Annotated in this window: 23 protein-coding genes; 14 read left to right on the top strand and 9 right to left on the bottom strand. The window is 65.1% G+C overall.

Features of this window, described 5'->3' with window-relative positions; all coding sequences use genetic code 11:
- Positions 1 to 25 precede the first annotated feature (25 nt).
- From ku to CH289_RS22800, 3 genes are read right to left on the bottom strand one after another with little or no spacing between them, the layout of a single operon-like run.
- Positions 26 to 967 carry a non-homologous end joining protein Ku gene (gene ku / locus CH289_RS22810; protein WP_020110104.1) on the bottom strand — a complete coding sequence of 314 codons (942 nt, stop codon included), beginning with the start codon at positions 965 to 967 and terminating at the stop codon, positions 26 to 28.
- A gap of 53 nt (positions 968 to 1,020) precedes the next feature.
- Entirely contained in the window at positions 1,021 to 2,139 is a 1,119-nt protein-coding gene (locus CH289_RS22805; RefSeq protein WP_020110103.1) for a lycopene cyclase family protein, read from the bottom strand.
- Positions 2,136 to 2,924 carry an SDR family oxidoreductase gene (locus CH289_RS22800; RefSeq protein WP_019666333.1) on the bottom strand — a complete coding sequence of 263 codons (789 nt, stop codon included), beginning with the start codon at positions 2,922 to 2,924 and terminating at the stop codon, positions 2,136 to 2,138. The genes CH289_RS22805 and CH289_RS22800 overlap by 4 nt, the downstream gene beginning before the upstream one ends.
- A gap of 166 nt (positions 2,925 to 3,090) precedes the next feature.
- Between CH289_RS22800 and CH289_RS22795 the strand changes: the two genes are divergently transcribed.
- The gene (locus CH289_RS22795; protein WP_019666332.1) at positions 3,091 to 4,722 is read left to right on the top strand and encodes an ABC-F family ATP-binding cassette domain-containing protein; all 1,632 of its coding nucleotides are present in this window, start codon (positions 3,091 to 3,093) and stop codon (positions 4,720 to 4,722) included.
- A gap of 105 nt (positions 4,723 to 4,827) precedes the next feature.
- On the top strand, positions 4,828 to 5,073 hold the full coding sequence (locus tag CH289_RS28820; protein ID WP_020110102.1) for a helix-turn-helix domain-containing protein: 246 nt from the start codon (positions 4,828 to 4,830) through the stop codon (positions 5,071 to 5,073).
- Between the two features lie 16 nt (positions 5,074 to 5,089).
- Here the strand turns inward: CH289_RS28820 and CH289_RS22785 are convergent, their stop codons facing one another.
- Positions 5,090 to 5,665 carry a TetR/AcrR family transcriptional regulator gene (locus CH289_RS22785; protein WP_026348001.1) on the bottom strand — a complete coding sequence of 192 codons (576 nt, stop codon included), beginning with the start codon at positions 5,663 to 5,665 and terminating at the stop codon, positions 5,090 to 5,092.
- Between the two features lie 182 nt (positions 5,666 to 5,847).
- Positions 5,848 to 8,652 carry an aconitate hydratase AcnA gene (gene acnA / locus CH289_RS22780; RefSeq protein ID WP_026348000.1) on the bottom strand — a complete coding sequence of 935 codons (2,805 nt, stop codon included), beginning with the start codon at positions 8,650 to 8,652 and terminating at the stop codon, positions 5,848 to 5,850.
- Between the two features lie 391 nt (positions 8,653 to 9,043).
- Between acnA and CH289_RS22775 the strand changes: the two genes are divergently transcribed.
- From CH289_RS22775 to CH289_RS22740, 8 genes are all read left to right on the top strand, one after another.
- A complete protein-coding gene (locus tag CH289_RS22775) occupies positions 9,044 to 9,577 on the top strand; it encodes an Rv1476 family membrane protein (RefSeq protein WP_020110100.1) in 534 nt (177 codons plus the stop codon).
- Between the two features lie 392 nt (positions 9,578 to 9,969).
- Positions 9,970 to 11,460: an NlpC/P60 family protein gene (locus tag CH289_RS22770; protein WP_020110099.1), complete on the top strand. Its 1,491-nt coding sequence runs from the start codon at positions 9,970 to 9,972 to the stop codon at positions 11,458 to 11,460.
- 136 nt (positions 11,461 to 11,596) lie between these two features.
- Positions 11,597 to 13,039: an AAA family ATPase gene (locus tag CH289_RS22765; protein WP_442978511.1), complete on the top strand. Its 1,443-nt coding sequence runs from the start codon at positions 11,597 to 11,599 to the stop codon at positions 13,037 to 13,039.
- A complete protein-coding gene (locus tag CH289_RS22760; protein WP_020110097.1) occupies positions 13,036 to 14,025 on the top strand; it encodes a DUF58 domain-containing protein in 990 nt (329 codons plus the stop codon). Before CH289_RS22765 ends, CH289_RS22760 begins: the two co-directional genes overlap by 4 nt.
- Positions 14,022 to 15,014, top strand: a complete 993-nt coding sequence (locus CH289_RS22755; RefSeq protein WP_019666325.1) for a VWA domain-containing protein — start codon at positions 14,022 to 14,024, stop codon at positions 15,012 to 15,014. Before CH289_RS22760 ends, CH289_RS22755 begins: the two co-directional genes overlap by 4 nt.
- An 84-nt stretch (positions 15,015 to 15,098) precedes the next feature.
- Entirely contained in the window at positions 15,099 to 15,821 is a 723-nt protein-coding gene (fabG1, locus tag CH289_RS22750; protein ID WP_019666324.1) for a 3-oxoacyl-ACP reductase FabG1, read from the top strand.
- Between the two features lie 45 nt (positions 15,822 to 15,866).
- Entirely contained in the window at positions 15,867 to 16,691 is an 825-nt protein-coding gene (gene inhA, locus CH289_RS22745; protein ID WP_020110096.1) for an NADH-dependent enoyl-ACP reductase InhA, read from the top strand.
- 67 nt (positions 16,692 to 16,758) lie between these two features.
- Positions 16,759 to 17,841, top strand: coding sequence for a ferrochelatase (locus tag CH289_RS22740; protein ID WP_019666322.1), 1,083 nt, complete (start codon positions 16,759 to 16,761; stop codon positions 17,839 to 17,841).
- A gap of 37 nt (positions 17,842 to 17,878) precedes the next feature.
- Here CH289_RS22740 and CH289_RS22735 read toward each other — a convergent pair whose 3' ends face one another.
- Complete coding sequence (locus tag CH289_RS22735; protein WP_176458837.1) at positions 17,879 to 18,724, bottom strand: hypothetical protein; 846 nt, start codon at positions 18,722 to 18,724, stop codon at positions 17,879 to 17,881.
- A gap of 158 nt (positions 18,725 to 18,882) precedes the next feature.
- Here CH289_RS22735 and CH289_RS22730 point away from each other — a divergent pair, with 158 nt between their 5' ends.
- The 3 genes from CH289_RS22730 (at position 18,883) to CH289_RS22720 (ending at position 21,456) form a co-directional block, all read left to right on the top strand.
- Positions 18,883 to 19,695 carry a DUF3097 domain-containing protein gene (locus CH289_RS22730; protein ID WP_033189699.1) on the top strand — a complete coding sequence of 271 codons (813 nt, stop codon included), beginning with the start codon at positions 18,883 to 18,885 and terminating at the stop codon, positions 19,693 to 19,695.
- 117 nt (positions 19,696 to 19,812) lie between these two features.
- The gene (locus CH289_RS22725; protein WP_026347998.1) at positions 19,813 to 20,244 is read left to right on the top strand and encodes an NfeD family protein; all 432 of its coding nucleotides are present in this window, start codon (positions 19,813 to 19,815) and stop codon (positions 20,242 to 20,244) included.
- Positions 20,245 to 20,250: 6 nt separating this feature from the next.
- A complete protein-coding gene (locus tag CH289_RS22720; protein WP_019666317.1) occupies positions 20,251 to 21,456 on the top strand; it encodes an SPFH domain-containing protein in 1,206 nt (401 codons plus the stop codon).
- A 43-nt stretch (positions 21,457 to 21,499) separates the two neighbouring features.
- Here the strand turns inward: CH289_RS22720 and CH289_RS22715 are convergent, their stop codons facing one another.
- Genes CH289_RS22715 through CH289_RS22705 form a run of 3 tightly spaced genes read right to left on the bottom strand, consistent with a single transcriptional unit; the run spans position 21,500 to position 23,457 of the window.
- Positions 21,500 to 22,069 carry a hypothetical protein gene (locus tag CH289_RS22715; protein WP_020110093.1) on the bottom strand — a complete coding sequence of 190 codons (570 nt, stop codon included), beginning with the start codon at positions 22,067 to 22,069 and terminating at the stop codon, positions 21,500 to 21,502.
- 37 nt (positions 22,070 to 22,106) lie between these two features.
- A complete protein-coding gene (locus CH289_RS22710; RefSeq protein ID WP_094728664.1) occupies positions 22,107 to 22,724 on the bottom strand; it encodes a hypothetical protein in 618 nt (205 codons plus the stop codon).
- A 31-nt stretch (positions 22,725 to 22,755) separates the two neighbouring features.
- The gene (locus CH289_RS22705; RefSeq protein WP_027498514.1) at positions 22,756 to 23,457 is read right to left on the bottom strand and encodes a TVP38/TMEM64 family protein; all 702 of its coding nucleotides are present in this window, start codon (positions 23,455 to 23,457) and stop codon (positions 22,756 to 22,758) included.
- Positions 23,458 to 23,621: 164 nt separating this feature from the next.
- Between CH289_RS22705 and CH289_RS22700 the strand changes: the two genes are divergently transcribed.
- Positions 23,622 to 25,511 carry a methylmalonyl-CoA mutase family protein gene (locus CH289_RS22700; protein ID WP_020110091.1) on the top strand — a complete coding sequence of 630 codons (1,890 nt, stop codon included), beginning with the start codon at positions 23,622 to 23,624 and terminating at the stop codon, positions 25,509 to 25,511.
- Positions 25,512 to 25,513 lie beyond the last annotated feature (2 nt).

Raw genomic sequence — 25,513 nt, 5'->3', positions numbered from 1 at the left:
ACAGAGCTCACGGAGCAGGAGGTACTCAGGCGCCCTTGCGTGCCTGAGTACTTTTGGCGGCAGTCTTCTTGGCTGCCGCCTTTTTTGCGGGTGCCTTCTTGGCTGTGGCTTTCTTGGCCGGCGCTTTCTTTTCGGCCGTCTTCTTCGCGGGTTCCGAGGAACCGCCGGAACTCTTCGCGTTCTTGCCCGCGGCTTCGACACTCCGCTGTAGCGCGGCGACCAGGTCCACCACCTCGGCGTCCTCACCGTCGTCGGACGACGATTCGTCGGTCTGAATCACCTTCTCGCCACCGTTGGCGATCGTGTCGTCGATGAGTTTGCGGAGTTCGATCTGGTAGTCGTCGGTGAACTCGGTCGGATCGAAATCCGACGACATGCTTTCCACCAGCGACGTCGCCATCTTCACTTCCTGTGGGCGCGCGCCGGGGGCGTCTTCGAGCGACGGGAACTCGGCGGCGCGAACCTCGTCGGGCCAGAGCAGGGTCTGAATCACCAGTACGTCGTCGCGTACGCGCAGAGCGGCCAAACGCGTCTTCTGCCGGAGAGTGAAGTGCACGAGCGCTGTTCGCTCGGTTTCCAGCAAAGTCTGGCGCAGCAACACGTAGGCCTTGGGGGACGACGAATCGGGTTCGAGAAAATAACTCTTGTCGAAGAGAATCGGATCGATCTGGTCCGTCGGAACGAACTCGAGCACGGGTATCTCGTGTTTCTCCGCGGCAGGCAATTTGTCGAAGTCCTGGTCGGTGAGAATGACGCGTTCCCCGTCGGGAGAGTCGTAGGCCTTGTCGATGTCCGCGAACTGCACCGAGTTACCGCACTCCGAACACACCCTGTCGTACTTGATGCGGCCGCCGTCCTTCGCGTGCACCTGGTGGAACCTGATGTCGTGTGTCTCGGTCGCCGAGTAGACCTTCACCGGGACGTTGACGAGCCCGAAGGCGATCGATCCCTTCCAAATGGAACGCATGGGGTTCATGATTCACGAGATACGTGCGTCAGTCGACCCCAATGGGCAGAAAACTATCGGCCTGCAACTGTTCGCGCAATGGCAATCCTGGCCGCGGTGGGCAGCGTCGGAAACATGCGGGTCATCGCCAGTGCGGTGCCCTTCGGATCTGCCCGACCGGACAGGTAGGCGCGCTGCAGCGGAACCGGCAGATCGAAGAAGCTCGCGAAGAAGTGTGGAACGAGCTCCGGTTCGAGTCCGAGGGCGGTTCGAAGTCCGAGGTTGCGCAGCTTCTGTACCGCCCAGATCGACAGCGAGCCCATTCGCTCACCTCGCCCGATGAAGTCGACCACCTCGTCTGCGGCGCTGAGCGAAGCCGCGACGCTGTAGCCGGTGGCAGGATGCATCATCGACGACCTGGCTCCGAAACGAACCACTCCACGTTCAGCGCCGTTCCTCGGTGGCGGCTGGACGGGAAATCGGACCCGCTCGACCGGCTCGGCGCCCGAGACGATCACCCCTCTGTTCCGCAGCCGAGTCCTCAGGCGCTCCGCGAGGACAGCGAAGCTCAGTGCCGGCCTTCCCACCAGGCAGGTCTCCTCGAGCAATACGGTCTCGGCGTCGAGTGACACCGCGTAGAGAAAGCTGGGGACATCGGTCGGTGCCGCACCGTTGTCGCGGCGCCAGTCCATGAACCATGCGTCGACGCCGTCGAGCGCGGGCGATGCGACATCTCTCGGCACCATGATGCCGAACGCTGTCTGTTCGGCGAGGCCCACCTCGCCGATCGTTCCACGAGCGTCGACGACCGTTCCGGCGCGTAATACCGTGCCGTCGGCGAGGGTCGCCGCATTCGCGCTGACGGACTCGGCGTGTGCCTGCACCTCCTGCACGCCGTCGGACCGGAGACTGCGCTGCAGCGCAGGCGTGTCGAGTACGCAATACGGCCGCTCGATCGACAGGCGAGCCGTGGTGAACACGGTGGGGCTCGACGTTCTGGTGGCCACGACGTCGGGGGACAGCCACCCTGGAAGCTCGTCCGACCACGCGGAGTAGGTCGGCGTCCACGCCCTCTCGGGATGGGGGTCCACAGCGATCACCGTCATGCCCGCCGCAGATGCTCGCGTACTCAGCGCACGACCGGCCGGCCCGAGTCCGATCACCACGACATCGGCGGAACGAGAGGCGTTCACAGCCCTCCGGTGGCCAGGAGACCTCCGTCGATCCGCACGGTCTCGCCGGTGATCCACGACGATTCGTCCGATACGAGAAACGCGACCAACGACGCCACGTCCTCGGGGACTCCCAAACGCCTCAGCGGGTACGCGGCCGACGCGGTGTCCTCGCCGCCGGCGACCAGTGCTTCGGCGAATTTCGTCTTCACCACGCCGGGGGCGACCGCATTGACGCGAATTGTCGGTCCCAGCTGCCAGGCAAGTTCCTCGGTCAACCTGATCAGTGCGGCCTTCGACGCCCCGTACGCCGCGATGACACCGGTCGACCGGATACCGGCGACACTGGCGAGGTTGACGACGGCGCCGCCGTGCTCCTTCATCCAGGCTCGGTACGCCTCCTGCACGAACCCGAGAGTCGCGACGACGTTGGTGTCGAAGATCTTCTTGACGCCTGCGAGGTCCGCTTCCATCAACGACCCGTACACCGGATTGATGCCGGTGTTGTTGACCAGAATGTCCAAGGACCCGAGTTCGGCGACGGTCCGATCGACTGCGTCTCGACGGGAATCCGCGTCACCTGCGTTACCGGCGATGGTCAGCACCTTCGCGCCATCGGGTGCCGCGGCCTGCAGTTCGCCGGCGGCGTCGGCGAGCGGTTCCGGTTTGCGGGCGGTGATCGCAACGTTCGCACCGCGCCCGAGCAACTCGGCGGCGATTGCCTTGCCGATTCCCCGGCTGGCGCCGGTCACCAGAGCGGTTCTTCCGGTCAGATCCTTGCGTGGTGCAGTGTTCGCGGCTGTCATGGGCGAGACGTTACCGGTGTCACTGTCGCGGGTGGTCGGAGCACGCCGTTCGACGGTCTAAAATGAGTGGTTGCTCTGTCTTCGAGTCCTCGCCGTGCACATGGTGCGGGGGAACAACCGATCGACTTGCATGCCCTGTTGTCTTCCCAGTCCAAGGAGCCCACGCGTGATCACCGCCACCGACCTCGAAGTTCGTGCCGGTGTCCGCACGTTGCTCTCGGCGCCAGGACCAGCCCTTCGCGTACAGGCCGGCGACAGGATCGGGCTCGTCGGTCGTAACGGTGCAGGCAAGACCACGACCTTGCGCATCCTGGCCGGCGAGGGCGAGCCGTACGCGGGCTCCGTCGTACGTACCGGTGAGCTGGGCTATCTACCGCAGGACCCGAAAGAGGGAGACCTCGACGTTCTCGCGAAGGATCGAGTGCTGTCCGCGCGCGGACTCGACACGCTGCTGCACAAGATGGAGAAGCAGCAGGCGTTGATGGCCGAGACGGCCGACGAGGATCGCCTGGACCGCGCGGTACGCAAGTACGGCGAGCTCGAGGAACGATTCGCTTCGCTCGGCGGCTACGAGGCCGAGAGCGAAGCTGCCCGAATCTCCAACAGCCTGGGGTTGCCGGATCGCATCCTCGGCCAACCGCTCCGCACGCTGTCCGGAGGACAGCGCCGTCGCGTGGAGCTCGCCCGCATTCTGTTCGCCGCGTCGGACGGTAGCGGCGGCCGCTCCACCACCACACTTCTGCTCGACGAGCCCACAAACCACCTCGACGCCGATTCGATCACGTGGCTCCGCGGTTTTCTGCAGAACCACGAGGGCGGGCTGATCGTGATCAGTCACGACGTGGAACTGCTCGGCGACGTGGTCAACCGTGTGTGGTTCCTCGACGCGGTGCGCGGCGAAGCGGACATCTACAACATGAACTGGAAGAAGTACCTCGACGCGAGGGCAACGGACGAACAGCGTCGTCGTCGCGAACGTGCCAATGCGGAGAAGAAGGCGGGTGCCCTACGCGTACAGGCCGCCAAGATGGGCGCGAAAGCCACCAAAGCCGTTGCAGCGCAGAACATGGCGAAGCGCGCTGACAAACTGTTGGCCAATCTGGACGCCGAGCGGGTATCGGACAAGGTTGCGCACATTCGCTTCCCGGAGCCCGCGCCCTGCGGAAAGACTCCGCTGATGGCCAAGAACCTCACGAAGATGTACGGATCCCTCGAAATCTTCGCCGGCGTCGATCTCGCCATCGACCGAGGAAGCCGTGTGGTGGTACTCGGGCTGAACGGCGCAGGCAAGACAACTCTTCTCCGTATCCTCGCCGGCACGGAGAAAGCCGACACGGGCGACATCGAACCGGGCCACGGCATGCGCGTCGGATATTTCGCTCAGGAACACGACACCCTCGACGACAACGCGTCGGTGTGGGAGAACATTCGGCACGCGGCTCCGGACACGGGCGAGCAGGAACTTCGTTCGCTGCTCGGTGCGTTCATGTTCACCGGCCCTCAACTCGAGCAGCCCGCGGGGACTCTGTCCGGCGGTGAGAAGACCCGTCTGGCACTGGCCGGTCTGGTCTCGTCGGCGGCGAACGTACTTCTGTTGGACGAGCCCACCAACAACCTCGATCCGATCTCGCGCGAGCAGGTGCTCGACGCCTTGCGGAGTTACAAGGGTGCCGTCGTGCTCGTCACGCACGATCCGGGTGCTGCCGAAGCGCTGTCACCGGAACGCGTCATTCTTCTTCCCGACGGCACCGAGGATCACTGGTCACAGGAGTACCTGGAGCTGATTCAGCTCGCGTGATCGAGTTCGACGCGTTCGGCCATGCCGGGCGTCCTCTGTCCTCTACCCTGAATCCGCGGGGGAATTTCGGTGAGCGAGCACATTCGTGGCTGACTGGAGGATCCCATGGCCAAGGAACGAGCCCGAAAGTCCACGTACGTGAAAGGTGCTCGTATAACCGGGGATTCGCGTGATCGATTGCAGTCCTCGCTGAAGGAGCAATACGAGGCCGGGGCGAGTATTCGATCTCTGGCCGTGCGAACGGGCAGATCGTACGGGTTCGTGCACAAGGTGCTGGGGGAGTCCGGCACCGTCCTCAGATCACGCGGCGGGCCCAACCGAAAACCCGCAGTGCGTCGTCTCCCGGGGTGAGTCGGGTAGCACTCGATCAGCCGGCGGTGTCGGGCTTACGAACGGATTCCTCGACGAGGTCGAGCACCGCAGCAAGATTGTGACCGTCCTGACCGGATGCGATTCGCGCGACCAGGCCGTCGAGCACCAGATCGAGGTACTCGACCATGACGTCCGGCGCGACGTCGTCCCGTAGGCGGCCGGCTGTCTTCTGCCGCTCCAAGCGGGCGAGCGTGGCGTCCGTCAGTTCGGCGGACTGTTGAGACCAGCTGTTCCTGAACTCGGGATCGGTGCGCAGGCGTCGGGCGATCTCGAGCCTCGTTCCCAGCCATTCGAATCGATCCGGCTCCTCCAGAATGTCGCGCATGACCTGGACCAGACCTTGGCCGGCGGCGACCTCGGCCATACGGCGAGCGTCTTCCCGCGCGAGAGCCAGGAACAGACCGTCCTTGTCCTTGAAGTGATGGAAGATCGCGCCGCGGGAGAGGCCGGTGGCCTCTTCGAGACGTCGAACGGTGGCACCTTCGTAGCCGAACTCACCGAAGCACCTGCGTGCGCCGTCGAGAATCTCGCTGCGCCGCGCGGCCAACTGGTCTTCACTGACCTTGGGCACGTGCACGCCTCCTTCGTCGGACTGCCGGTGCGCACGGACGGTGCGCACGGGGGACCTGCTGGCAAGCGCAGAACGCGCACGAGCACCGCAGTCGCCGGGCATGAGCCCGACGCGTGGTGGTCGTGCGCGTTCTGCTGTCCTGGTCGGTGATGGAACCTCCAGGGATCGAAATCCAGTGGCGTCTAGCCGCGGATCATGTTGCGCAGCACGTACTGCAGGATGCCACCGTTGCGGTAGTAGTCCGCCTCGCCGGGGGTATCGATGCGCACCACTGCGTCGAACTCGACCTTGGTTCCGTCGGTCTTGGTGGCTGTGACAGCCATGGTCTTCGGCGTCACGCCCTCGTTCAGCTTCTCGACGCCGACGATGTCGAACGTCTCGGTACCGTCGAGCTTCAGCGACTTCGCGCTTTCGCCTGCCGGGAACTGCAGCGGAACGACGCCCATACCGATGAGGTTGGAACGGTGGATTCGCTCGAACGACTCGGTGATCACGGCCTTGACACCGAGAAGCGAGGTGCCCTTGGCAGCCCAGTCACGCGACGAGCCCGAACCGTACTCCTTGCCGCCGAGGACGACGAGAGGAATGCCTGCAGCCTGGTAGTTCTGCGACGCGTCGTAGATGAACGCCTGCGGACCGTCTTCCTGCGTGAAGTCGCGGGTGTATCCGCCCGAGACGTCGTCGAGGAGCTGGTTCTTCAGGCGGATGTTCGCGAAGGTTCCGCGAATCATGACCTCGTGGTTACCGCGGCGCGATCCGAGCGAGTTGTAGTCCTTGCGCTCGACGCCGTGGGAGTCGAGGTACTGGGCTGCAGGTGTACCGGCCTTGATGGGACCTGCCGGGCTGATGTGGTCGGTGGTGACCGAGTCGCCGAGCAGTGCGAGGACGCGGGCGCCCTTGATGTCCTTGACCGGAGCCGGCTCCATCTCCATGCCGTCGAAGTACGGCGCCTTGCGAACGTAGGTGGAGTTCGGGTCCCACTCGAAGGTGTCGCCCTCGGGGGTCGACAGGTTCTGCCAGCGGCTGTCCCCGGCAAAGATCGTTTCGTAGGACTTGCTGAACATGTCCCGGCTGATCGCGGACTGGATGGTCTCCTCGATCTCCTGCGAGGACGGCCAGATGTCCTTCAGGTAGACGGGATTGCCCTCGTGGTCGGTGCCGAGCGAATCGGACTCGAAGTCGAAGTCCATGGTGCCCGCGAGGCCGTAGGCGATGACGAGAGGAGGCGACGCGAGGTAGTTCATCTTCACGTCGGGGGAGATGCGACCCTCGAAGTTGCGGTTGCCCGACAGCACAGCAGTGACCGAGAGGTCGTTGTCGTTGATGGCCTTGGAGATCGGCTCGAGCAGCGGGCCGGTGTTACCGATGCACGTGGTGCATCCGTATCCGCCGAGGTAGTACCCGAGCTTCTCGAGGTAGGGCCACAGCCCTGCCTTCTCGTAGTAGTCGGTGACGACCTGCGAACCGGGTGCCATGTTGGTCTTGACCCACGGCTTCGTGGACAGGCCCTTCTCGACGGCGTTGCGCGCGAGCAGTGCGGCGCCGAGCATGACGGACGGGTTCGAGGTGTTGGTGCAGGACGTGATGCCTGCGACGACGACCGCACCGTGATCGAGCACGAATTCGCCTGCTTCGTCGGTGACGACGCGCACGGGCTTGCTCGGGCGTCCCTCGGAGCCGTACGCGGCCGACTGGACGTCGACTGCTCCGTCGTCGGCGAAGGACAGCGTCGCCGGGTCGGACGCGGGGAAAGACTCCTCGATGGCCTCGTCGAGCTGGGTGTGGTCCGTCGGGTAGTTCTCCTCCACGTAGTTGTGGATGTCCTTGCGGAAGGCCACCTTCGAGTCCGACAGGAGGATGCGGTCCTGCGGGCGCTTCGGTCCGGCGATCGACGGAACGACGTCGCTCAGGTTCAGCTCGATGTATTCGGAGTACACCGGCTCCTTGTCCGGATCGTGCCACATGCCCTGTTCCTTGGCGTACGCCTCGACGAGTGCCAACTGCTCGTCGCTGCGGCCGGTGAGGCGCAGGTAGTTGATGGTTTCCTCGTCGATGGGGAAGATCGCCGCGGTGGAACCGAACTCGGGGCTCATGTTGCCCAGGGTCGCGCGGTTCGCCAGCGGAACCTCGGAGACGCCCTTGCCGTAGAACTCGACGAACTTGCCGACCACACCGTGCTTACGGAGCATCTCGGTTGCAGTGAGCACGACGTCGGTAGCGGTCACGCCTGGCTGGATCTCGCCGGAGAGCTTGAAGCCGACGACGCGGGGAATGAGCATGGAGACGGGCTGGCCCAGCATGGCCGCCTCGGCCTCGATGCCGCCGACGCCCCAACCGAGCACGCCGAGGCCGTTGACCATCGTGGTGTGCGAGTCCGTGCCGACACAGGTGTCGGGGTAGGCCTGGCCCTTGCGGGTCATGACGGTGGGGGCGAGGTACTCGATGTTGACCTGGTGGACGATGCCCATGCCGGGGGGGACGACCTTGAAGTCGTCGAACGCGCCCTGGCCCCAGCGAAGGAACTGGTAGCGCTCGCCGTTCCGCTCGTACTCGAGGTCGACGTTGCGCTCGAGCGCGTCGGCGCGACCGAAGACATCGAGGATGACCGAGTGGTCGATGACCATGTCGGCAGGCGAGAGCGGGTTGACCTTGTTCGGGTCGCCGCCGAGAGTGGTCACTGCTTCACGCATGGTTGCGAGGTCGACGACGCAAGGAACGCCGGTGAAGTCCTGCATGATGACGCGGGCGGGGGTGAACTGGATTTCGATGCTCGGGTCGGCCGAGGGGTCCCACGACGCGATCGAACGGATGTGGTCGGCGGTGATGTTGGCACCGTCTTCGGTGCGGAGGAGGTTCTCCGCGAGAACCTTCAGTGCGTAGGGCAACTTCTCGGCGCCAGGGAGGGCTGACAGGCGGAAGATCTCGTAGGAGTTGTCTCCGACTTCGAGGGTGCCCTTTGCACCGAACGAATCATTACTGGCGGTCACTTCAGCTCCACTCGTCTTGAGGCACACCGCCGACGGGGCTGTGTCGACGGTTGAAGCGAGACGCACCTCGCAGGCATGTGCCGCTGGCTTGTTCGTCTCGCGGTCGAGTCTAACAGTACGCTTGTCCTGTTGAAAACGAAGGGCAGCCTACATTGCTGGTCGACGGCCCTCGACAGTCGATCTTCGTCCAGCGAACCTGGCTACGCAATGCAGGGGAACCTCACTCGCAGGCGAGTCTCCCGGTAAGTCGCGAACCCGTCGGCCGGGGCGTCACGTAGTGTTCGTTCGTCGAGCGCGCTCCGATCACCCACAACGTCGGAAACGCTCGTGACCCCGAGTGTGACGGGGCGCTCGACCGTCCCGACGCAGCTAGTGAACTGGAACCTTTCTGATGCCTGTACCCGGTCTTGCCTTCACGCCGATGTCGGCCGACGTACCTCCCGGCGTCGACGTCGACACGATCGTCGCGGAAGTCGCGGCGACCGGCGTCAGTGCACCGGCTTCGATCGAGAGCCGACTCGAGTCCGCAGTGGACCGCGCCGAGGAACACGGCATCGATCTGTCCATCGTCGTGGTGGAGGACAACCCGCGGCACGACTCGCAATTGCGCGATCTCGCCACTGCCGTCGGCGCCGAGGACGGCGGGACAGTCTTGGTGCTGAGTCCGAATCAGGTGGGCTCGTTCAGTGACAGTGTCAGCCGAGTCGTTCTCGAAGCCGGTCAAGACCGCACGTACACCGGTGATCCTGTGGTCGCCGCGGACAACTTCGTCGACACCCTGATCGAGCCGAGTGCACCCTGGACCGCAATCACTGCCGTCATTCTCGTCGTGGTTGCCGGTGCGTCCGCGGCCACCGCCTGGGTCAAGATCAAGCGGCGGCGATCGGCGGCCGACACGCCCTCGTCGACGGCCCCTCAGGCCTGACGGTCACCCTCTCCGAGGGTTGCTCGCGCAGCGCGCGAAAAAGTCGAAAAAAATGTTTCGGGCGAACGCCCGAGTTCAGCGCGTTTTCACAGCTGAAATCACAAATGTGTCATTTGTGACTGGAGTTTCCTTAGTGCTCAAAGTGTCGTACGGTGCCTTTGGCACTGCTGGGGAAGGAGTGTCGCAGAGGGCAGAGGTGTATCCGAGTTGCCTCGGGTGGCCGATGCTTCGGGTGTGACCGGCGTGGTCTGCATCTGACGTGGTGCTGCGTGCTCTCTCCCTGCCCGGCGGAACGACGAGGACATCTGGGGAAGGCTGTCCAGCCGGTCCGTCCGGCGTCGGCTGCTTCCTCGTGAAGCGGTCGCGAGCGCCGGGACCGAGGGAGACTTTTTGTGAGGCGTCGAGCTGATCGCGGCATTCGCCGTGGAGCGTTCTCTGCCACTGCACGACTACTGGTCGGGTCCGGACTGGTGATAGCGCTGCTCGGTGCCGTGTCCGGCACTGCCGCGGCGGTGCCACCACCTCCGCCGAATCCGTCCGACTCGGACATCGCCGCTGCCGGCACACGGGTGGAGCAGCAGCTCGGTGCGGTCGGTGAACTGATCAACCAGGTAGCCGCAGCCAATCAGCAACTTGCTCAGCTCGACGCCGATGTCGCGATCAAACGCGAGGACGTGAACCGGGCGCTCGTCGACCTGCAGAATGCCCGTGATGCTGCCGACGTCGCCGCGCAACTGGTCGGCGTCGCACAGCAGGCACTCGCCGACGCAGGTACACAGATTCAAGCTGCTCAAACCAAGTTCAACGATTTCGCGGTGTCGAGCTACACGCAGGGCACGGGCGTGGCATCGATCTCGTCGTTCCTCGGGTCGACCGGGCCGGACGATGTACTCGACCGAGCGCAGGTCCTCAAGGTGTTGTCGTCCAGCCAGAATGCGGTTCTCGATGGCTTGCAACGTGCACGCACCGAGCAGGCGAACAAGGATTCCGCCGCCCGTGAGTCCAAGCAGGAGGCCGACGCCGCTGCCAGCGACGCGGAGAACAAGAAGGCCGCGGCGGAAGACGCCATTGCCACCGCGCGTGCAGCCCTCGCCGCCCAGGCCGAGCAGAAGACGGCGATCGAGGCTCAACGCGATTCCGCGCAGTCACAACTGGACTCCGCGCGATCCGAGGTCGCAGGATTGGAGGGCCAGCGCGACGCGTACTCCGCATGGGAGCAGCAGAAGGCGGCCGAGGACGCCGCGATCGCGGCAGCTGCAGCCGCCGCGCGCGACGCAGCCGTACAGGCCGCTGCACGCGTCGCCGCGAACCAGGCGGCTGCGGCAGCAGCGGCGGCCGCAGCCGCCGGCCAACGCTCGCACACCGACATCGACGATTCGGACTCAACCCCGTCGCCGTCCACGTCCACGACACCGAAGAAGCCGCGTAGCGGTGGGCAGAGCAATCCATCTCTGACCGGCAGTGCCGCAGTGGAACTGGTCATCGATCGCGGAATGTCGCAGTTGGGTGTGCCCTACTCGTGGGGAGGTGGAGACGAGAACGGGCCGACCAAGGGAATCCGTGACGGAGGTGTCGCCGACAGTTACGGCGACTACAACAAGGTCGGCTTCGACTGCTCCGGGTTGATGATCTACGCGTTCGCCGGTCTGGGGATCTCACTCCCGCACTACACCGGTTACCAGTACACCGCGGGCAAACAGGTTCCGTCCTCGGACATGAAGCGCGGAGACATGCTGTTCTACGGTCCGAACGCGAGCCAGCACGTCGCGCTGTATCTCGGTGACGGAAAGATGCTCGAGGCCCCTCAGTCCGGCAGCGTCGTGAAGGTCTCGCCGGTCCGGTACGACGGTATGACCCCGTACGCAGTGCGCATGGTCTCCTGAATCGGTGTGCATGGTCTCCTGACCGCAGTACCGATAGGCTCGCCCGTGCGCGCCGGTAGCCTGGGGCGGGACCGTCGGCGCATTCCGTCGTCACCTGCAATAGTTGGTGGCGGACATGGAGGAACGTGCCCGCGAAATGTCGAGTGGAAGCGGTGGATTGTTGGTGGCATCACGTGACGGCGTGTCGAACGGTGACGCATCGAAGGCCGACCTGTCGAAGGGCGACGGATCGAACGGGGGAGTGTCGAACGTAAGTGCTTCGCACGGCACCGAACCGAAGACCACGGAGCGGAACGCTTCGGTGGATGCCGTGAACGATCTGCAGCAGGACGTACGCATTCTCGAAAAGGCCGTGTACGAGGTCAAGCGCGTCATCGTCGGCCAGGATCGGCTTGTCGAGCGTATTCTCGTCGGGTTGCTCGCCCGCGGACACGTTCTGCTCGAGGGCGTTCCCGGAGTGGCCAAGACGCTCGCCGTGGAGACGTTCGCCAAGGTGGTCGGCGGTTCGTTCTCTCGTGTGCAGTTCACCCCGGACCTGGTGCCGACGGACTTGATCGGTACCCGCATCTACCGACAGGGACGCGAGGAGTTCGACACCGAACTGGGCCCTGTCGTCGCCAATTTCGTACTGGCGGACGAGATCAACCGTGCCCCGGCCAAGGTCCAGTCCGCGCTTCTCGAGGTGATGGCCGAACGGCACGTCTCCATCGGCGGCAAGACGTTCCCGATGCCTGATCCGTTCTTGGTGATGGCCACACAGAACCCGATCGAGAACGAAGGCGTGTACCCGCTTCCGGAAGCCCAGCGGGACCGATTCCTGTTCAAGATCGTGGTGGATTACCCGTCGGTCGAGGAGGAGCGGGAGATCGTCTACCGGATGGGAACCGCGGTCCCCACGCCGAAGCAGATACTCGACCCGGCTGAGCTCGTCCGCTTGCAGAAAGTCGCGAGCAACGTCTTCGTGCATCACGCTCTCGTCGATTACGTCGTCCGAGTCATCGCGGCAACTCGAACACCGGAGCAGCTCGGTCTCGACGACGTCGCCAGTTGGATCGCTTACGGTGCATCCCCTCGTGCGACGCTCGGCATCATCTCGGCGTCTCGTGCACTTGCACTGCTCCGCGGACGTGACTACGTCGTTCCGCAGGATGTCCTCGAGGTCATTCCCGACGTGCTCCGGCACCGGCTCGTCCTGTCCTACGACGCTCTCGCCGACGAGGTCACGCCGGAGGACGTCATCACTCGCGTCCTGCAGACCGTCGGGCTTCCGCAGGTCGCGCCGCAAGCCGTCGGAGGAGGGCCGCAGCCGACACCGCCGCCGGTTCCGAACCCGCAGCACAGCCCCAACTCCCAGCAGCCACCCTTTGCGCAGCAGCCGTCGTTCGCGCAGGCGCCGCAACCGCACCAGCCGCAACCGCCTCAGCAGCAACCGCATCCGCACGCAGGTCAGTTCCCGGCGCCGGGCGGGCAGGGACCAGGACCAGGTAACGGTGCACCCCAGGGTCAGCAGGTTCATCAGGGCCAGCAGGGGCAACAGCCGGCCGGCAACGAGTCGACCGCGGGTAACCAGAAGCAGTGAGTGGACCGGCCGAAGGTGCGGTACGGCGGCACGCGGCTCGCCCTCCGTCCTTCCGCAGCGGGGAGCTGCGGGACCCGTCGCTCGCCGCGGCGCTCCGGACGCTCGAACTGACGGTTCGGCGTCGGCTCGACGGTGTGCTGCACGGTGATCACCTCGGGTTGATCCCCGGTCCCGGGTCCGAGCCTGGGGATGCTCGCGAGTATCAGCCGGGCGACGACGTCCGTCAGATGGACTGGTCGGTGACGGCACGCACGACGCATCCGCACGTACGCCAGTCGGTGGCGGACCGGGAGCTGGAAACGTGGATGGTTCTCGACCTGTCGGCAAGCCTCGATTTCGGAACCACCGGATGCGAGAAGCGCGACCTCGCCGTTGCTGCCGCCGCTGCGATCACACATCTGACCGGGGGAGGCGGTAACCGGATCGGCGCGGTCGTTGCCACCGGCTCCACACTGACGCGAATTCCCGCGCGCGGTGGGCAGATTCACGCACAGTCGATGCTACGGACGATCGCGACCACTCCCAGTGCAGCGGACGGTGTCCGAGGCGATCTGGTGGGCGCGATCGAGTCGCTCCGGCGGCCGCAGCGCAGGCGCGGAATGGCGGTGATCATCAGCGATTTCCTCGGGCCGATCGACTGGGAACGGTCGCTGCGAGCCATCGCGGCGCGGCACGATGTCCTCGCCGTCGAAGTACTCGATCCGCGCGACCTCGAACTTCCCGACATAGGAGATGTGGTGCTGCACGACCCCGAATCAGGGCGCACCCGAGAGTTCAGCACCACCCCGCGATTGCGGGCGGATTTCGCGGAGGCCGCGGCAGCGCACCGGAGCGACGTCGAACGCGTGTTGCGCCGTTGTGGGGCGCCCCGCCTGACATTGCGGACCGACGGTGACTGGATCGCCGACGTGGTTCGCTTCGTGTCCTCGCGAAGGCACACGCTCGGGGCAAGTGCCGCCAACACTGCACGGGCGGGTCGCCGGTGAGCTTGTCCGACTTCACCTCTCCGTGGTGGCTGCTGTTTCTGTTGGTCGTCGGCGCTCTCGTCGCCGGATATGTCGTCGTGCAGCGTCGCCGTCAGAAGAACACGCTGCTTTTCTCCAACATGGAGTTGCTCGAGAAGGTAGCGCCGAACCGGCCCGGATACTGGCGGCACGTTCCGACGGCTCTGGTGCTGGTGGGCCTGCTTCTGCTCACCGTCGCGCTGGCCGGCCCGACGTCGGATCAACGGGTTCCGCGCAATCGCGCAACCGTCATGCTCGTGATCGACGTGTCGCTGTCCATGGAAGCGACCGACGTCGAACCGTCACGTCTGGCGGCAGCGCAGGAAGCCGGTAAATCGTTCGCCGACGGTTTGACTCCAGGCATCAATCTGGGATTGGTGGCGTTCGCCGGCACTGCTTCGGTTCTGGTGTCGCCCACCGCGAATCGCGAAGCGACCAAAGCGGCGATCGACAAACTTCAGCTCAGCGAGCGCACGGCCACCGGCGAAGCGATCTTCACATCGCTGCAATCGATCGACACTCTGGGCGCGGTACTCGGCGGCGGGGACGCTGCCCCACCTGCCCGCATCGTGCTTCTGTCGGACGGCAAGCAGACGGTGCCGGAAAACCCGGACGATCCGAGAGGCGGTTACACCGCGGCGCGTGCTGCTGCCGAGAAGGACGTACCGATATCGACCATCTCGTTCGGAACGAGTTACGGGACCGTCGACATCGAGAGCGAATCGGGTTCGGAGAGAGTGCCGGTGCCGGTCGACGACCCGTCGCTCAAGGAAATCGCCACTCTGTCCGGCGGCAGTTTCTTCACGGCCTCGTCTTTGGAGGAACTACGGGCCGTCTACGACACTCTCGAAGAGCAGATCGGCTTCGAGATGACTCGGGGCGACGCGAGTAGACCGTGGCTGATTCTCGGCGTCCTGTTCACAGCGGCGGGGCTCGGTACGGCTTTGGTACTTCGACAGCGTTTGCCCTGATTTACCGAATTCGTACCTATTCACTGTTATTACTCATGAGTAACACTGCTTTGTCATTCCAGCACGAACAGATAGGTTGCAGGCATGTCCACACCCGACTTCATCGCTCGTTCCGTACTTGTCACCGGAGGTAACAGAGGCATCGGCCTTGCCATCGCTCAGCGGCTCGCCGCGGACGGCCACAAGGTCGCCGTCACGCACCGCGGCTCGGGCGCGCCGGAAGGTCTGCTCGGCGTCGTGTGCGATGTCACCGATTCTGCATCCGTCGACGCTGCGTTCAAAGAGGTCGAGGAGAAGCAAGGGCCCGTCGAGGTACTGGTGGCCAACGCAGGGATCACCGACGACACACTGTTGATGCGCATGACGGAGGAGCAGTTCGAGAGAGTTCTCGACGCCAACCTCACCGGTGCATTCCGCGTTGCCAAGCGTGCCAACCGCGCAATGTTGCGCGCCCGGTGGGGCCGAATGGTGTTCCTCAGTTCCGTCGTCGCACTGGGTGGTGGACCCGGCCAGATCAACTACGCCGCGTCCAAGGCGGGCGTCATCGGTATGGCGCGGTCCATCACGCGTGAACTCGGGTCGCGGTCCATCACCGCCAACGTCGTCTCGCCCGGTTTCATCGAAACGGACATGACGGCCGAGCTTCCCGACGACCTTCGCAGCAAGGCGAAGGAGTTCATTCCGCTGCAGCGACTCGGTCAGCCGGAGGATGTGGCGGCCGTCGTGAGCTTCCTGGCCGGCCCCGACTCCGCGTACGTGTCGGGTGCGGTCATCCCGGTCGACGGTGGCATGGGCATGGGTCACTGATTTTCTTCGTTTTCTCTTTTTCGATTCGATCTGTAAGGAATACACATGGGCGGACTGCTCGAAGGCAAGACAATTCTCGTGACCGGCATCATCACCGATGCCTCGATCGCGTTCCACGCTGCCGCGATGGCGCAGAACCAGGGCGCGAAGGTCATCATCACCGGATTCGACAGGCTCCGCTTGATCGACCGCATCGCGCAGCGGCTCCCGCAGCCGGTGCCCCCGGCGATCGAACTCGACGCAACCAACGAGGAGCACCTGGCCGCTCTGGCCGACCGCGTTCGTGAACTCGCACCCGAGGGTGTCGACGGCGTACTGCACTCCATCGCTTTCGCGCCGCGCACTCTGATGGGACCGGACGCCAAGCCGTTCCTGGACGGGCCGGGCCCCGACGCCTCGCGTGCGTTCGAGATCTCCGCATGGAGTTACGCCTCGCTGGCCCGCGCTGTGCTCCCCGTCATGAACGAGGGAGGATCGATCGTCGGAATGGACTTCGATCCGCGCACCGCCATGCCGTACTACAACTGGATGGGCGTGGCCAAGGCCGCGCTCGAGTCGGTCAACCGGTACGTCGCTCGCGAGGTCGGTCAGGCCAAGCGTGTTCGCTCCAACCTCGTTGCCGCAGGCCCTATCCGGACTTTGGCCGCCAAGGCCATCGCCGGAACGGCTACGGGTGACGCCGCGAAGATGCAGCAGCTCAACGAGTACTGGGACGGTGCATCGCCCATCGGCTGGAACTACGACGACCCGACGGCAGTTGCCAAGTCGATCGTTGCGCTTCTGTCCGATTGGCTGCCGGGCACCACCGGCTCGATCATCTACGTGGACGGTGGCGCGAGCCACAACACGTACCTGCCGGACAACGTCTGATTTTTCTGTTCGTACGCCCGGGGAGGGGCGTGTTCGGTCACATCCTCCCCGGGCGCACAATGGACCGATGACCGACTCTCGTGGTGTCGATGGTTTCGACGCGCTGCTGTTCCTGTCCTTCGGTGGCCCAGAGGACCCGTCACATGTCCGGCCGTTCCTCGAGAACGTCACCCGTGGACGCGGGGTACCACCCGAGCGCCTCGACGCGGTGGTCGAGCACTACATGCATTTCGGTGGGGTCTCTCCCATCAATTCACTCAACCGCGACATCATCGCGGCGGTCGAATCCGAATTGGCATCGGCCTCTATCCCCCTACCGGTGTATTTCGGCAACCGGAACTGGCATCCGATGGTCGAGGACACGGTCGGCCGGATGACCGCGGACGGGGTCCGCCGCGCGCTGGTGTTTCCGACGTCCGCATGGGGCGGATATTCCGGGTGCAGGCAGTACCACGAGGACATCGCGCGTGCGCGTCGGTCGGTAGGGGGTAGCGCACCCGAGTTGGTCAAGATCCGGCAGTTCTACGATCATCCTCTGATGATCGACTCCTTCGCCGACGCGATCACCGTCGCGCTGGAACAGTTGCCGGCCGACAAACGTGCAGGCGCGAGACTCGTGTTCACCGCACATTCCATTCCCAGCGCCGCCGACGCGAACGCGGGGCCGCCCGAGGACGGCGGGCACCTGTACAGCAGGCAAGTCGCCGACGCCTCCCGACTGGCCGCCGAACGAGCAGGTTTCCAGGACTACGACCTGGTGTGGCAGTCGCGGTCCGGACCACCTCAGGTCCCGTGGCTCGAGCCGGACATCTGCGACCATCTCCAGACTCTGTCCGACAAGGGCGTCGACGCGGTTCTCGTGTGCCCGGTCGGCTTCGTGTCCGATCACCTCGAGGTGGTGTGGGATCTCGACACCGAGGCACGCGACAAGGCAGCCGAACTGTCGATGGCTTTCGCGCGCGTGGCCACGCCGGGCACGGATCCGCGGTTCGCGAAGATGGTCGTCGAGTTGGTGGGGGAGTACGTCGGCGATACCTCTCCCCGTGGGATCGGTAGCGTCCCCCGTTACGGCTCGACGGCGAACGGTGATCGATGCGCGCTCAACTGCTGCGAGCAACCCGCACGTCGTCCGGTCGGCGCACCTCGCTGACATAACGTTTGTTCAGGCGGCCCCGACTCCGCTCCGTTCAGGCCCGCGGCGCTCCTTCCTCGATGCTGCGCGCCACAGCGCTGAGTCGCGCAGCCCGCACTGCCGACCACAGCGGCCGTATCAGGTTCTCCCGTGCAGCCTCTGCGGCAGCGGTCGGTGCCTCGGTGGGTGAATCGTGCTGAGCGACGGACAGTATCGCGGACACTCGGTCGGCCGATTCCAGAACACGAAGCACTCGTTCAGGAGTGTCGATCGGGTAGCGATGGCGTGCAAGCGATTCCAATTCGGCGGCAATCCGGGTACGGGGGTCACCGTTCGGAGTGCGAGTCGGCAGTGCCGACATCGTTCCGAGAGCCTCGGCTGCGTCCCGCACGGCGTCGCGCATCGCGTATTCAGCTTCGCCCAGCGAGAAGTCGCGTACGAAGTGATCGGGAATCCGGACGGTGTGCACCGTCCAGCGCATCACGTCCGGTCCCTCGACCGCAGGTACCAGGCCGATTCCGTCGGCTCCGGGAGAGCCGACGAGAACAGCCTGACCGGAGACCAGAGCCGCACGGGAGAATGCGGTACCGGGTGTGAGATTCTGCGCCGATCCAGGCGAGGGGAGAAGCAGTTCGATTCCTGGGTTCCCGGGCTGTCCGGCCCCGGCTGCGCCCGGCGTGCGGCCCGACGTCGCGCGCACGAGCGTCAGCAACGCTGCGATGCCGTCGGCACGCGGGCTCGGCCACGCCAGCGACGTGGAGGCCGCGGTTGCCTTGTCCGCAGCCACGATCAGATGCATCGGCGCCCATTCGGCCATGGCGTCGATCACGTCGTCCGGTGCGCTCATGCCGGCCAACCACGAACTCGCCCATACGGCGAGGCTTGCACTGGGAGAACTCACGGCTCACCAGTTTAGGCCGGGAGTGGAGCCTGCAGAAATGACCAGGGAGGAGGCGGGAGTGGAGCCTGCAGACATGAGCCGTAGGTGAGGGCTTTCGAACGGCGTGGCGTGCGGCTCGAGTGATGTGGGTTGGGCTAGCGTGTTCGGCCGTGGCGGATATGTACGGGTCGGACATTCTTGCGGGGCACAGTCGGATGCGGAAGGTGCCTGCGCCGCAGGTTCCGGCCGAGCGTGGGCTCGTGGTCGAGGACGCGGCGACCGGGTACTGCGGTGCCGTCGTGGGGTTCGAGCGAACGTACGACGGTGATTTCGTGCGTTTGGAGGACGCTGCGCGAACGACACGTCTGTTCGCGTTGCGGGAGGCTGCGTTCCTGATCGACGGCAAGCGGGTGACGTTGGTACGCGCCGCCGCGGCTCCGAAGGCGGGCCCGTCTCGTTCGGCGTCGGGTTCCACCCGTGTCGAGGGGCTGCGTGCTCGTACGGCCCGTGCGAGCCGGATCTGGGTCGAGGGTGTCCACGATGCCGCTCTGGTCGAGCGGGTGTGGGGTCACGATCTGCGCGTCGAAGGTGTTGTGGTCGAGCACCTCGAGGGGCTCGACAACCTAGGTGAGCGTCTCGCGGAGTTCGGGCCAGGGCCTGGGCGCCGTGTCGGTGTGCTCGTCGACCATCTCGTGACGGGTTCCAAGGAGTCGAAGCTGACGACATCCTTGGGGCCGCATGTGCTCGTGACGGGCCATCCGTACATCGACGTGTGGGAAGCGGTGCGCCCGAAGGCAGTCGGTATTGCTGCGTGGCCGCGGATTCCGCGAGGCGAGGATTGGAAGACCGGTATCTGCCGGGAGCTGGGGTGGGGATCTCCGCGCGACGGTTGGCGACGTGTGTACCAATCGGTGTCCAGTTTCCGCGATCTCGAGGCGCCGTTGATCGGCGCGGTCGAGCAGCTCGTCGATTTCGTCACCGAACCCCAGTAACCGAGCCCCGGTCACCGAGTCTCGGAAATCGAATACCGGTAACCCGGACTCCGGTTACCGCGGTGAGTTGTCGTCTCGTCTCACCGGCAGATGTCCGATTTGTGGTTCACTGGGGGTGTGGCAGCGATTATCTGGCTCATCGCGGGCGTGCTCCTTGCGGCAGCCGAGGCACTGACGGGTGATTTCTTCCTGCTGATGATCGCCGGAGGGGCCCTGGCAACGGCCGGAGTGTCGTCTGTCACGGATTTTCCGGTGTGGGTCGATGCCGTGGTGTTCGCCGTCGTGTCGTTGGCCCTCGTTCTCGGGGTGCGTCCGATTCTGCTGCGCAAGTTCGCGAAACCGCCTGTCCTGCCGACCGGAATCGAGGCGTTGTCGGGCAAGAGCGCGCTGGTTCTCGAACAGGTGTCGGCCACCGAAGGTCAGGTGAAGATCGGCGGAGAGGTGTGGACGGCGCGTCCTCTCGATTCCACCGAGGTGTATGCGCCGGGGACCACAGTGACCGTGATGGAAATAGACGGCGCAACTGCGCTCGTGTGGAGAGGACCGTAGTCGACCATGACAGCACTCATCGTTCTGGGCGTGATCGTCCTTCTTGTCGTCGTTCTGGTGGCCAAATCGGTTGCGCTGGTGCCGCAGGCCGAGGCCGCGGTGATCGAACGGCTCGGTAGGTATTCGAAGACGGTGTCGGGGCAGTTGACGTTCCTCGTTCCGTTCGTCGATCGGGTTCGCGCGAAAGTCGATCTGCGAGAACGGGTTGTGTCCTTCCCGCCGCAGCCGGTAATCACGAAGGACAACTTGACGGTGTCGATCGACACGGTCGTGTACTTCCAGGTCACCAATCCTCAGGCCGCCGTCTACGAGATCAACAACTACATCGTGGGCGTGGAGCAGTTGACGACGACCACGCTGCGCAACGTCGTCGGTGGCATGACCTTGGAGGAGACGCTCACGTCTCGCGACTCCATCAACGGCCAGCTGCGGGGGGTTCTCGACGAGGCGACCGGGCGATGGGGCCTGCGCGTGGCACGTGTGGAACTGAAGAGCATCGATCCGCCGCCGTCGATCCAGGAGTCGATGGAGAAGCAGATGAAGGCCGACCGTGAGAAGCGAGCGACGATTCTGACGGCGGAGGGACACCGCGAGTCCGCTATCAAGACGGCCGAGGGTGACAAGCAGAGTCGGATCCTCGCAGCGGAAGGCGCCAAGCAGGCGTCGATTCTCACGGCCGAGGGTGAGCGTCAATCCAGAATCCTTCGGGCCCAGGGCGATCGGGCTGCGAAGTACCTTCAGGCGCAGGGTCAGGCCAAAGCGATCGAGAAAGTGTTCGCGGCCATCAAGGCAGGCAAGCCGACGCCCGAGCTCCTTGCGTACCAGTACATGCAGACGTTGCCCCAGATGGCGCAGGGTGACGCCAACAAGGTCTGGATGATCCCCAGCGACTTCGGGGATGCGTTGAAGGGATTCGCCAAGACTCTCGGCGCGCCAGGGGAAGATGGTGTGTTCAGGTTCCAGCCGAGTGACACCTCGGGTGCGGACACCAAACCCGAGGACGACTCGGAAGAAGTTGCGGATTGGTTCGAGACGAAGAGCGATCCAGCTGTCGCGGAAGCCGTGGCGGCTGCGGAAGCCGTCGCGCGCACGCCCGTCGACACCTCCCTTGCTCCCGACCCCAGTCTGACGAAAGGGCTCGACGTAGGCGAGCTGTCGGCGGGGCCGGCGCATCAGCAGTGGACTGCGCCTCAGGCTGAACCGGAGCGGTAAGAAGCGAGGCGGGTCGTCGCAGTTCGCGATGCCGGTCGGACGGTCAGGTGGTCAGGGCGAGGCCGACTCCGCAGACGGCGACGGCCCACATGACGCTCGCGAAGGTGCCGATGATGAACTGCTCGGAGGCCGACGTCGCGGCAGGCGACTGGGCGGACGGCTCGCTGGCACGCAGTTCCGGATAGCGGGCAAGCCCTTTGACGGCCAGGACGATCGCGATGCCCTCGGGCCAACCGGACAGGATGGATGCCGCGACCGCCGTGCGCTCGAGGATTCCGATGGTGCGTCCGCCGTGCAGTGGTCCCGGCGAATCGTCGGGTCCGGGCGTGCCGCTCCGCCGGGCAAGTGCGAAGACCGCCGGAACGATGCCGGAACCGCCTACGGCGGCTACGGCGACCGTGACCACGTACGTGGTGGCCAACATGAATCCGTGCACCGGGTCGGTCAGAGACGCGCAGACGGCAGCGACCGCGAGCAGACCCACGGACGTGGCTGCAGGCACCCACGTCGGCAGCCTGGTGGGCAGTCGGCCTGTCGACGGGGCGATCGACGCCGTGGCCGAGGCGACCAGAAGTACCGGCGTCATGACGGTCGTCAGTGCCGAAACGGACATCAGTTTCCCCCTCGATTGTGCCTGCCGTGCCGAGTCGTCACAGTCGGTCCTCGTGACCGGACAGGTCGCTCAGTAGATGTTCGGCCAATGTTCGCCCGCCCGATTCGATACTCCACCTCGCCACCGACAATCTCTGCGACATCGCTTGCTTGCTGATGCCGAGTATCTCGGCGGCGCTGGTCTGCGTGTGGCCGGCAGTCATGAGGTCCACTGCGGCGTGGCCTTGCTCGGTTCGGTCGGTGACGAGCAGTGCGACCAGTATCAGTGCTGTCTCGGCGTCCGCTGCGGCGGCGGCGAGATCGTCGCGCGCGCTGGCGACTGCGACGCCACCCGGTGCGTTCTTGGCTCGGGTCACGGCGTCACGGGCTGCTTCGAACGCGTGTCCTCGTCCGGCCCGGGTGGTGGTGGGGAGCGGGAGTTCGACGGCGCCGACTCCGATGCCGATACTCCAGTGCTGCTCGCGGACGAGGCGTAATGCGACGTCGACGACGGTGAGCGCTCCGGTGGGCGAGTTCTCCACGACGGCCTGAACCTCGTCGCCCGCCGTTCGATCGAACGGACGGAGAAGCGGCACGCCGTGCATGGACTCCAGTAGGTCTTCGACGCGATCGCGTTCGCGTCGGCTTCCACGCTGATCGATCGTCATGACGAACATTCGTCAAGGCTAATGCCTTGAAATATGCAAGTCAACGTTTTTGACTTGACTCCTGAATATCAAGTTCCACGGCTTGACGTGCCCGGGTTCGACCGCGCGTCGTCAGGCGCCAGTCCACGATCAGGCCCAGCACGCCCAGTGCAATGCACGACGCCGACAACGCGAGCATCACCGGATCGGCGTTGCCGCCCAGGGCATCGCCCAGCACCACGATGCCCACTGTTCCGGGCACGACCCCGACGGCAGTGGCCAACGCGAACGGGGCGATGCGAATCGACGACACCCCGCAGCAGTAGTTGACCACCGAGAACGGAACGGGCGCGATCAACCGCAGCGAGCCCACCGCGAGCCAGCCTCGGCGAGCCAGGCTGTCGTCGATGGCCCTGACCGCCGGGTGGGTCATTCTGGTTGCGAACCACTCCCGACCTACGGCCCGGACCATGAGCAGGGCGATCACCGCGCTGACCGTGGACGCGCCGACCGTGACGACGATGCCGGTCAGCGACCCGAACAGGACGCCCGCGGCGAGAGTGAACAGGGTACGAGGAATCGGTGCAACCGTGACCACCGCGTGTACGGCGAAAAACACGAGTGGGAACGCGGGACCGATCGAATGCGACCACTCGCGGATCTGAGCGACGGACGGATGTGGCGTGAACGCTGCGGCGAGAGCGAGGACCAGGAGAAGGAGAACGAGGCCGATGAGCCGGGGGTCTCGAAAGCGCCTCTTCACATTCGCCGACAGTACCGGCACCCGCTAAGCAGCGACGCTCGCCGAACCGATGCCCACGCAGACATGAGGTGATCCTCACGATAGTGTTCCAACAATCGCGGTTAACATCACAGAAGTCGCAATTTGTCGATCTGCGTGCCGATCGAGTCGAGGGAGCAGTCACTGTGTCCGTTGCTTCACCAGAAAGCGCTTCGCAAGAAGGCGCTTCCACCAGTGCGTACGCCGCGTGGCAGAAGGCCGTCGCGGGCGTCCTCGCGAAGTCGAGACGAGTGGACGTCGCGGACCTTCCGGTCGACGCGGAGCACCTGCTCGACGCAGTGACCTACGACGGAGTGACGGTCGCGCCGCTCTACGGTGTGCTCGACGAACAACCGGAACATCCGCTGCCGGGAGTTCACCCGTTCGTCCGCGGCCGTGACCGTACTCGCGATGTGAACGCCGGCTGGACCGTCAGTGCGAAGTTCGGTGCAGGGACCTCCGATCCGGAGTCCATCAACGAGTCCATCCTGGACGGGTTGAACAACGGAATCAGCGGAGTGTGGCTCTCGATCGGTGGATCCGGACTTCCGGTGACCGGGGTAGCGCGTGCGCTGGACGGTGTGTTGTTGGATCTTGCGCCGGTGGTCGTCGACGCCGGGTCGGACGTCGCCGCGGCAGCCGATGCGATCTTCGCAGTGGCGGATTCCTCGTCGGTCGAGGACCGTGCCGCTGTCGACATTCGCCTGGGCGCTGCACCGCTGACAGCCCGATTCGCCGGTGTCGGTTCCGTGAACGTGGACGAGACCGTCGCACTCGCCGTTCTCGCCGAGGCTCGGCCCGAGACCGTCCGCGCGATCACGGTGGACGGCACTGTCTTTCACAATGCCGGAGCGAGCGATACCCAGGAGGTCGGCGCATCCGTCGCGGCCGGGTTGGAGTATCTGCGCGTATTGACCGCCGCAGGTCTGACGGCCGAGCAGGCTCTGTCGCAGATCGAGTTCCGTTTCGCCGCCACGGACGACCAGTTCCAGACCATCGCGAAGTTCCGAGCAGCCCGCGTGGTCTGGGCACGGGTGGCTCAGGTCGTCGGTGCACCAGATGCGGGCGGTGCCCCGCAACACGCCGTCACGTCCGAGGCGATGATGAGTCAGCGTGATCCGTGGGTGAACATGCTGCGTACCACGTTGGCTGCGTTCGGTGCAGGCATCGGCGGGGCAGATGCAGTGACCGTGCTGCCCTTCGACGTTGCGCTCGACGGCGGCGCTGCCGGAGTGTCGAAGACGTTCGCGGCAAGGATCGCTCGCAACACTCAGCTGTTGTTGCTCGAGGAATCGCATCTGGGGAGGGTGCTGGATCCGGGTGCCGGGTCCTGGTACGTCGAGAAGCTCACCGGCGATCTCGCGGAGAAGGCGTGGGAATTCACCCGAACCATCGAGTCCGACGGAGGCTACCTCGCCGCGCTCGAGTCGGGTTCCACGGCAGCCGCGATCGCGAAGACGAAGGCGCAGCGCGATTCCGACGTTGCGCACCGGCGTACCCCGCTGACCGGAGTGAACGAGTTCCCGAACCTGGCCGAGGCGCCCATTCCGCCACAACCCGACGCCACCGTGGCCCGGTACGGCGCTGCGTTCGAGGCGTTGCGTGACCGGTCGGATGCCTACCTGCTCGAGCACGATGTGCGTCCGCTCGCGCTTCTGGCCCCGATCGGATCGGTGGCCGAGCACAACGTGCGTACGACCTTCGCGGCCAACCTCCTCGCGTCCGGTGGTATTCACACCGAGAACCCGGGGCCGCTGACCACCGAGTCGATCGCGGAGGCGGTGCGCAGTTCCGGGGCCCGGGTGGCTGTGCTGTGCGGCACCGACAAACGGTACGTCGACGACGCGAGGTCGGCGGTACTGGCGTTGCGGCAGGCGGGAATCGAGCGGGTTCTCCTCGCCGGTCCGGAGAAGATCTTCGGCCGCCTCGACGCTGATTCCGGTGTCGATGACGACAGCCGACCCGACGACTTCCTCACTGCCAAGGTCGACGCTGTTGCGGTCCTGACCGATCTTCTCGATTACCTGGGAGCCTGACG

Source organism: Rhodococcus sp. RS1C4 (assembly GCF_002258225.1).
In the GTDB taxonomy this organism is placed as follows: domain Bacteria; phylum Actinomycetota; class Actinomycetes; order Mycobacteriales; family Mycobacteriaceae; genus Rhodococcoides; species Rhodococcoides fascians_E.
Note: the sequence above shows the minus strand (reverse complement) of the source record. Positions and strands in the feature narration are given on the sequence as shown.

What these genes read in the sequence shown, in the direction of transcription:
- CH289_RS28820 (WP_020110102.1), top strand. Translation starts at nt 4,828, where the DNA reads ATGGCCAAGGAACGAGCCCGAAAGTCCACGTACGTGAAAGGTGCTCGT.
- CH289_RS22720 (WP_019666317.1), top strand. Translation starts at nt 20,251, where the DNA reads ATGACAGCACTCATCGTTCTGGGCGTGATCGTCCTTCTTGTCGTCGTT.
- CH289_RS22730 (WP_033189699.1), top strand. Translation starts at nt 18,883, where the DNA reads ATGTACGGGTCGGACATTCTTGCGGGGCACAGTCGGATGCGGAAGGTG.
- CH289_RS22765 (WP_442978511.1), top strand. Translation starts at nt 11,597, where the DNA reads ATGTCGAGTGGAAGCGGTGGATTGTTGGTGGCATCACGTGACGGCGTG.
- CH289_RS22715 (WP_020110093.1), bottom strand. Translation starts at nt 22,069, where the DNA reads ATGTCCGTTTCGGCACTGACGACCGTCATGACGCCGGTACTTCTGGTC.
- ku (WP_020110104.1), bottom strand. Translation starts at nt 967, where the DNA reads ATGCGTTCCATTTGGAAGGGATCGATCGCCTTCGGGCTCGTCAACGTC.
- CH289_RS22800 (WP_019666333.1), bottom strand. Translation starts at nt 2,924, where the DNA reads ATGACAGCCGCGAACACTGCACCACGCAAGGATCTGACCGGAAGAACC.
- fabG1 (WP_019666324.1), top strand. Translation starts at nt 15,099, where the DNA reads ATGTCCACACCCGACTTCATCGCTCGTTCCGTACTTGTCACCGGAGGT.
- CH289_RS22740 (WP_019666322.1), top strand. Translation starts at nt 16,759, where the DNA reads ATGACCGACTCTCGTGGTGTCGATGGTTTCGACGCGCTGCTGTTCCTG.
- inhA (WP_020110096.1), top strand. Translation starts at nt 15,867, where the DNA reads ATGGGCGGACTGCTCGAAGGCAAGACAATTCTCGTGACCGGCATCATC.
- CH289_RS22775 (WP_020110100.1), top strand. Translation starts at nt 9,044, where the DNA reads ATGCCTGTACCCGGTCTTGCCTTCACGCCGATGTCGGCCGACGTACCT.
- CH289_RS22710 (WP_094728664.1), bottom strand. Translation starts at nt 22,724, where the DNA reads ATGTTCGTCATGACGATCGATCAGCGTGGAAGCCGACGCGAACGCGAT.